Source organism: Streptomyces sp. SID10853, assembly GCF_010548145.1.
GTDB lineage: Bacteria > Actinomycetota > Actinomycetes > Streptomycetales > Streptomycetaceae > Streptomyces.
Map to the genome: position 1 here is coordinate 1 of NZ_JAAGLN010000313.1, position 6,597 is coordinate 6,597.

7 protein-coding genes and 2 tRNA genes are annotated in these 6,597 nt (G+C 70.4%); 5 read left to right on the plus strand and 4 right to left on the minus strand.

Features of this window, described 5'->3' with window-relative positions:
- Positions 1-35 precede the first annotated feature (35 nt).
- Positions 36-1,202 (minus strand): L-rhamnose isomerase, encoded by a 1,167-nt coding sequence (gene rhaI, locus G3I19_RS33210; RefSeq protein ID WP_164267429.1) that lies wholly within the window; start codon positions 1,200-1,202, stop codon positions 36-38.
- 290 nt (positions 1,203-1,492) lie between these two features.
- On the opposite strand from rhaI, the gene G3I19_RS33215 reads away from it, so the two are divergent.
- Entirely contained in the window at positions 1,493-2,506 is a 1,014-nt protein-coding gene (locus tag G3I19_RS33215) for a LacI family DNA-binding transcriptional regulator (protein ID WP_343235285.1), read from the plus strand.
- A 115-nt stretch (positions 2,507-2,621) separates the two neighbouring features.
- Positions 2,622-2,780, plus strand: coding sequence for a hypothetical protein (locus G3I19_RS37085; protein ID WP_203600874.1), 159 nt, complete (start codon positions 2,622-2,624; stop codon positions 2,778-2,780).
- An 18-nt stretch (positions 2,781-2,798) separates the two neighbouring features.
- On the opposite strand, the gene G3I19_RS33220 is transcribed toward G3I19_RS37085, so the two are convergent.
- On the minus strand, positions 2,799-3,356 hold the full coding sequence (locus G3I19_RS33220) for a CGNR zinc finger domain-containing protein (RefSeq protein ID WP_164267431.1): 558 nt from the start codon (positions 3,354-3,356) through the stop codon (positions 2,799-2,801).
- A gap of 200 nt (positions 3,357-3,556) precedes the next feature.
- Positions 3,557-3,970, minus strand: a complete 414-nt coding sequence (locus G3I19_RS33225) for an SsgA family sporulation/cell division regulator (RefSeq protein WP_003959770.1) — start codon at positions 3,968-3,970, stop codon at positions 3,557-3,559.
- Positions 3,971-4,557: 587 nt separating this feature from the next.
- Between G3I19_RS33225 and G3I19_RS33230 the strand changes: the two genes are divergently transcribed.
- Positions 4,558-4,629 (plus strand) — tRNA-Val (locus G3I19_RS33230).
- A gap of 226 nt (positions 4,630-4,855) precedes the next feature.
- Positions 4,856-4,927, plus strand: a tRNA-Val gene (locus G3I19_RS33235).
- A gap of 51 nt (positions 4,928-4,978) precedes the next feature.
- On the opposite strand, the gene G3I19_RS33240 is transcribed toward G3I19_RS33235, so the two are convergent.
- Positions 4,979-5,704: a 3'-5' exonuclease gene (locus G3I19_RS33240; protein WP_164267433.1), complete on the minus strand. Its 726-nt coding sequence runs from the start codon at positions 5,702-5,704 to the stop codon at positions 4,979-4,981.
- Between the two features lie 182 nt (positions 5,705-5,886).
- Between G3I19_RS33240 and G3I19_RS33245 the strand changes: the two genes are divergently transcribed.
- Positions 5,887-6,453: a DUF4365 domain-containing protein gene (locus G3I19_RS33245; RefSeq protein ID WP_164267432.1), complete on the plus strand. Its 567-nt coding sequence runs from the start codon at positions 5,887-5,889 to the stop codon at positions 6,451-6,453.
- Positions 6,454-6,597 lie beyond the last annotated feature (144 nt).

Consider the following 6,597-nt stretch of genomic DNA (forward strand, 5'->3'; position numbering starts at 1 on the left):
GGTGCGCGGTCGCCGGCCCGCACCGGCCCCGCCGGTCAGGCCCCCCAGCCGGCCTGGGTGCCCCCCACGCGCTCGGCGGCGATGCGCTGCTGCCTGCCCGAGGCCAGATAGGCGGCGACCGGGTCGGGGTGCAGCCCGCTCTCCTCGCGGATCCCGGCGAGCAGCGGCCTGACATCGGTGTTGTACGCGTCCATCAGCACGGCGTTCGCACCGAGCACGTCCCCCGAGCGCTGCGCGGCCCCCAGCGCGTCGGCGTCGACCATGAGCGCCTTCGCCGTCGCCTCCTGGACATTCATCACCGAGCGGATGACGGCCGGGATCTTGGCCTCGATGTTGTGGCACTGGTCGAGCATGAAATTGACCTGGGCCGCCGGTTCCAGGCCGCCGTTCCTGACGACCTCGTGCATGATCCGGAAGAGCTGGAAGGGGTCGGCGGCCCCCGCCATCAGGTCGTCGTCCGCGTAGAAGCGGGAGTTGAAGTCGAAGGCCCCCAGCTTCCCTTCGCGCAGCAGCACGGCGACGATGAACTCGATATTGGTCCCGGGAGCGTGGTGCCCGGTGTCCACGACGACCTTCGCCTTCGGGCCGAGCTTCAGGCAGTGGGCGTACGCCGTGCCCCAGTCGGGGACGTCCGTGGCGTAGAAGGCGGGCTCGAAGAGCTTGTACTCCAGGAGCATCCGCTGTCCCTCGCCGAGCCGCTCGTACACGGTCGTGAGGGCCTCGGCCAGCCGGTCCTGGCGGGCCGCCACATCGTCCTGGCCCGGGTAGTTGGTGCCGTCGGAGAACCACAGCTTCAGATCGGACGAGCCCGTGGCCTCCATGATGCCGACGCACTCCAGCAGATGCGCCACCGCCTTGCGCCGCACCGCCGGGTCGGGATGCGTGACCGATCCCAGCTTGAAGTCGTCGTCCTGGAAGACGTTGGAGTTGACCGCGCCCAGGGTCAGCCCGCGCTCCTTGGCGTACGCGGCCAGAGCGGCGTAGTCGTCGACCCGGTCCCAGGGGATGTGCAGGGAGACCCGGGGGGCCACTCCGGTGAAGGCATGAACCTGTGCGGCGTCGTCCAGCTTCTCGAACGGGTCGCGGGGCACGCCTGGCTGCGCGAACACCTTGAAGCGGGTGCCGGAGTTCCCGTAACCCCAGGACGGGGTCTCGATGGTCTGTGACGCCAGCGCGGCCTTCACGGCCGAGAGTTCAGGCATGCCCAACCCCTTCAATGAATCGATTCATTGAGCGGTGAAGCTAGTAGCGGCACCCAGCCGCGTCAAGCCTTGGCGCACCCCGGGGCAGCAGCCGGAGCTGTGCGGTTGGAACAATTCAGTCCGCGGCGGACCGGCTGCCGCGGGTGTGCGCGGAACGGCTCGCCGGGTCGGGGTGTCCACCCGTCTCGCCCGAGCGCGGGCGCGACCGTACGATGAGCGCACTCCGTGCGGGCGGCCGGGCGCCATCCGGGTCGGCCCGGACACAGCCAGGTACAGCAGGTGGGACAGACGTGGCAGGCATCAAGGACGTGGCCAGACGTGCGGGCGTCTCGGTCGGCACCGTGTCCAACGTCATCAACCGGCCGGCCTCCGTCTCACCGGAGACCCGTGCCCGGGTACAGGCGGCCATCGCCGAACTCGGTTACGTACGGAGCGAGTCGGCCAGGCAGCTGCGGGCCGGCAGCAGCAGGATCGTGGCGCTGCTCGTGCTCGACATGGGTAACCCCTTCTTCGTGGACATCGCCCGCGGGGCGGAGCGGGCAGCCCGCGCAGCCGGACTCGGCGTCATGGTCTGCAACAGCGACCAGAGCCCGGCGGAGGAGGCCGCCTATCTCTCGCTCTTCGCCGAACAGCGGGTGCTGGGGGTGCTGGTCACCCCGGCCGACCCGACAGGCAAGAGCCTGGAGGACTTCGGCCGGCACGGCATTCCCTCGGTGCTGGTCGACCGGGTGGCGTCCGGCGCCACCTCCTGCGCGGTCTCGGTCGACGACGTCCACGGCGGCACCCTCGCCGTACGCCATCTCGTCGCCGCGGGGCACCGGTCGATCGCCTTCGTCACCGGGCCTCCGGAGCTGCGCCAGATCCAGGACCGCAGGAAGGGCGCGCTGGCCGCGCTCGACGAGGCGGGGCTCCCGCCCGATGCCCTGGTGGAGATCTCCACGGGGCGGCTCGACGTGGCGGCCGGCCGGGACGCCGGTGCCAGGCTGGTCGGTCTTGCGCCGCGCCCGACGGCGGTCTTCTGCGTGAACGACCTGCTGGCGCTCGGCGTGCTCCAGTCGCTGTACGCGGCAGGCGTCAAGGTGCCGCAGGACATGGCCATCGTCGGTTACGACGACATCGAGTTCGCCGCGGCCGCAGCGGTGCCGCTGACCTCGGTACGCCAGCCCGCGGTGCTGATGGGGCGGATGGCGGCCGAACTCCTCCTGGAGGAGGCCGGGTACGCGGGCGACGGCGAGCATCTGCACCGCGGTGTGATGCTCCAGCCCGAACTCGTCGTCCGGGCGTCCAGCATCCTGCCGCACTGACGTCCGGCACCCGCACGTACGGCCGGACGGGCGGTCACGGGATCCGGCGAACTGCCCGCATACATATGCGTGTTGGTCAGTAAAAACAGCCCCGTTGCGTCATCATCGGCCCGAGATGCTGGATACCCCCCGGGACGATGCCGCCGTCCCCACCCCTGCCCCCGAGCCGCGTGGCTGTCTCTTCGCGCTCTCCCAGCCGCCCCTGATGATCTTCCTCGGGGTGATCTGCTGTCTGCTGCTCATGGCGGCCGTGCACGATCTGTTCCTGCTGTGAGGGCGGTGAGGGCGCGCGTCAGCTCGCGGCGGCCTTCCGTCTGGCGCGGTAGGCGGCGACATGCAGCCGGTTGCCGCAGGTGCGGCTGTCGCAGTACCTGCGGGAGCGGTTGCGTGAGAGATCGACGAAGGCGTGTCCGCAGTCCGGCGCCTCGCAGCGGCGCAGCCGTTCCTGCTCGCCCGCGACGACGATGAAGGCGAGCGCCATACCGCCGTCGGCCGCGAGGTGGTCCGCGACCGAGGCGCCGGGGGCGAAGTAGTGGACATGCCAGTCGTAGCCGTCGTGGTCCGTGAGCTGGGGGGTCGTGCCCGCCGATGCGACGAGCCGGTTGACGAGCGCGGCCGCCGCGTGCGGGCCGGGGGCGGCGAACACATCGGCGAACTGCCGGCGTACCCCGATGACGGCCTGCCGGTCGGCCTCGCCGAGCTGCCCCACGCCGCTCAGGTCGTAGTCGCGTACGAAGGCGTACAGCCCCTCGATGTCGGCGAGCGGGTCGGTGTCCGTGCCTTCCGGCGCGGTGTTCACCAGACTGACCACCACGTCGAGGGCGATCCGGGTGTCGTGGGGGATCAGCACGATGCACTCCCTGGCCTGCGGCGGGCCGGCGCCCGCCGATGCTCGCCGACTCTAGTGCCTCGCCGTTCCGGCCCCGGACGCACCGGGGCGCCGCCCCGCGGTGGATTCCGCGGGTACGGCGCCCGGCTTCTGGCGTATGTCGTTGTCTGCGCGGTGCCGTCGCCCCGAGTCGGACGGCACCGGGCCTCTCGCGGCCTGGCTCAGCTTTCGGCCAGAATGTGCGAGAGCTCGGTGTCGAGGTCGAAGTGACGGTGTTCCGTACCGGGTGGCACGGCGGCGTCGGTCCGCTTGAGGAACGACTCCAGGGCCCTCGCAGGGGCTTCGAGCAGAGCTTCTCCTTCCGGAGAACTCAGGGCGATGCAGACCACGCCCTGACCGTGACTGCGCGACGGCCAGACTCGGACGTCGCCGGTGCCGGTGGGCCTGTGCAGACCCTCTGCGAGGAGATCGCGGGCGAAGACCCACTCCACGGTCTCTTCGGCTCCGGTGTGGAAGGTGGCATGCACGGCATACGGATCGGCCGTGTCATACCGCAGGCCCGCGGGTACAGGCAGTGATGACTCGCTCGACACAACGAGGCGCAGGTGCAGCTCGCAGCTGACCGTGGTGTTCATAAGCGCCAGGGCCTTTCGCTCAGTGTGCGCTCGGGGATTCGCACGTCGGCGAAATCGACATGCCACCTACGGTGCCGTTGTAAACCCCTCTGACCGATTTGTGGCTCTTAAGGTCCCCTGTACGGCTGAGTGTGGGTTTGTGAGATTACGGCAAACGGGTGACGCCCGGAGTGGCGACTCCGGTCCTGTCCGGTCGGGTGGGCCGGGAGGTGCGCATGCGGAGAGTGAGCGACTCGTCGGCGGAGCGTCTCGACGGGGCGGGCCGGGGCGGGGCGGGCGTGAGTGGCGCGGGTGCGCCCTCGGAGTGAGGTCTGCGGCCTCCGGGGTCCCGGCGTCCGTCCGGAGGCCCGGGCGCCGCGTCCGGGCCTCCGGACGGGGTGCTTCCCGGGTGGGGGGGGGCTTCCCGGCCGGGTTCGTCGGTCCGGGCCGACGGGCGGGCCTCTTCCCGACGGGCGGGCCTCGTCCCGGCCGGGTCCGTCCCGAGCGGCCGCGGGCGAGATCCGCGAGCGACGCCGGGCAAGATCCACCAGTGACTCCGGGGTGGTCCTGAGCGGCCCGGGACATGCGGTAATGTTTTCCCTGCGCCCGGGCGATTAGCTCAGTGGGAGAGCGCTTCGTTCACACCGAAGAGGTCACTGGTTCGAACCCAGTATCGCCCACCGTCCGGTTCCGATGGCCCGGAGGCTTCACCGCCTCCGGGTCATCGGCGTTCCTGCTCCATGACGGCATCAGGCCGCCCCGGAGCCATTCCGCCTCAAACGATTCACCGCGGGCCGGGATTCCGGCTCCGCCGCACCGTGAACCGTGCGCTCGGAGTGGGCGGCCGGGACCGCTGCAAGAGTTTGAACCAGGGCCCGCGCGCCCTGTATGGTTCAGTCCGTTCCCGGGCGATTAGCTCAGTGGGAGAGCGCTTCGTTCACACCGAAGAGGTCACTGGTTCGAACCCAGTATCGCCCACCGGGTGCAGGCCGGTCCGTCACAGCGGACCGGCCTTTCTCATGCGTACGGTCAGGCCACCGCGGAGAGTTCGGGACGCAGTGGCCACGACGGGTCCACGGCCTCCGGCGTGCCCTGCCGGGTGAACCACGCCTGCAGCCCGCGCGCCTGGGCCGCGTGCCAGGTCGTCTGCAGTGTGTGCAGTTCACCGGGCGTCAGCCGCTCCAGGCGCCCCGCGAACCGGCGCCCTATCGACCGTACGAGCTCCAGTGAGGCCAGCGCGTCCGCGGCCGCGTCATGGGCGCCGTCCAGCCGGACTTCGTACTGCTCGCAGAGATCCGTCAGGGTGCGGTGGCCCTTGCGGTAGCGGTCCAGGTGTTTGTCCAGGACACGCGGGTCCAGTACCCGCAGCGGTGAATCCCCGAGGTAGCGGCCGAGCGACGAGGCGCGGTGGCGCCTCAACTCCCGGTCCAGCAGCGTCAGGTCGAAGGGCGCGTTCATGACCACCAGGGGGCGGCCCGCCGCGCACTGCTCGGCCAGCGCCTTGGCTATCTCCGCCACCACGGGGGACGGCCAGCGGCCGTTGCGCTGCAGATGGAGATCGGTCAGACCATGGATCTCGGTGGCGCCCGCGGGAACCGGGATACCCGGATTCACCAGCCAGCGGGTGGTGCGCGGCCGCCCTCCCGCGGCGTCCTGCACGACCAGCGCGGCGGACACGATGCGGTCCTCCTCCACGTCCACACCCGTCGTCTCGGTGTCAAAAGCGGCCAGGGGTCCTTCGAACCAGCACGGCATGTCCCAACTCCTCGCACTCACTTGGCAGATGGTGTGTGACATCCACCCGATCCGGTGATACCCGGCTGTTTGCGACATACGCCGACCGGAGACAACACAGGTGACGGGCGCGGACATTGACGGCCCGTCGCCGGAAATGGACCGGCCCGGTATCGGCACAGTCCGGAAGGCACACCACAGCCATGGCGCTCACGCAGCCCGAACGGGGCCCCCTGGTGCCCGAGCGGCTCGCGCTGCTGCGCGGTTCGCTCGCCACCACCGCCTGTATGGAGACCTTTCAGGTGGGATATCTGCACGCGGTCGCGGCCGCTTCGGGATGTTCGCTGTCCCAGCCCTTCCCGGACAACGGGATCGACTGGCATGTGAGCCATGGAGCCCCCGACCACACCGTGGACGACGAAGTGACCATCAAGGTGCAGCTGAAATGCACCTACCAGATCGCCCCCGACCCGCCGGGCGCGGCCTTCTCCTTCACGCTCGACAACGCCCATCTGGTGAAGCTCGCCCGGACACCTGTCTCGGTGCACAAGATCCTTGTCGTGATGCTGGTGCCGCGGACCCGGGACGACTGGCTGCGGGCCGGTCCCGACCGGCTCGATCTGCGGCACTGCTGTTACTGGACCAACCTGGCAGGCCACCCGGTGACGGGCCGGCACAGGACCACCGTGCGGATCCCGACCTCGCGGATATTCGACGACCGAGCACTCTGCGAGATCATGACCCGTGTCGGGGCCGGAGGGAGACCCTGATGCAGCACCGCCCGCTCGACGAACCCGTACGTCCGCACCCGGTCGAAGGACCGGGGATCAGAGGCGGCTGCGAGGGCCCGGACCCCGCGCGGGCCGACCCCGCGGTACTCGGCGCGCTGCTCGCCCGGCACGGCTGGCTGCGCC